This window comes from Pelomicrobium sp. G1, assembly GCF_051905455.1.
Lineage (GTDB): Bacteria > Pseudomonadota > Gammaproteobacteria > Burkholderiales > UBA6910 > Pelomicrobium.
Map to the genome: position 1 here is coordinate 1 of NZ_JBQACR010000099.1, position 483 is coordinate 483.

A 483-nucleotide genomic window follows, 5' to 3' on the forward strand; every position below is an offset into this window, starting at 1 on the left:
GTCTACGTGTTCAAGAGCGGCGTTTCTGGCAACGGGCCGTTCGACTTCCCGGCCGACGTGTTCGACCGCCCGCCGGGTGCGGGAGGCTATAGCCCGCTCCGGGCGCTCCATCTCGTCACCTGGAAAGACGAACGGACGGCGCGGCTGCTCAGCACCGCGGCCGAAGTGGGGCAGGTGGCGTCCCGCGGCGAGATCGCGGTGGAGAGGACCAACGTCGTCATCAACCTGCCGCTTCTCACCTGGCCGGGCGGGCATCGGTGAAATCGGATGAGCGAGGTTCCTTGGAAAGGAGGATCACGGCGATGAGAAAGATGCTGCCCGTTCTGGCGTCCGCGCTGGGGCTCCTGTGGATCGTTTCGGTGGCACTGGCGGCCGGACCGAGTTATTGGCTCCAGGTGGACGGGCTGGCGTGCCCGTTCTGCGCCTACGGGATCGAAAAAAAGCTGCGCGCCCTGGACGGGGTCGACAAGGTCAAGGTGGATC

The 483-nt window shown here is 66.0% G+C and carries 2 protein-coding genes; both read left to right on the forward strand.

Annotated features, from left to right (window positions below; translation table 11 throughout):
* Nucleotides 1-261: DUF7482 domain-containing protein (locus ACTFO6_RS17640; protein ID WP_439935727.1), on the forward strand; the 261-nt coding region annotated here is incomplete at its 5' end.
* A gap of 41 nt (nucleotides 262-302) precedes the next feature.
* On the forward strand, nucleotides 303-483 hold a 181-nt coding region (locus ACTFO6_RS17645; RefSeq protein WP_439935728.1), incomplete at its 3' end, for a heavy-metal-associated domain-containing protein.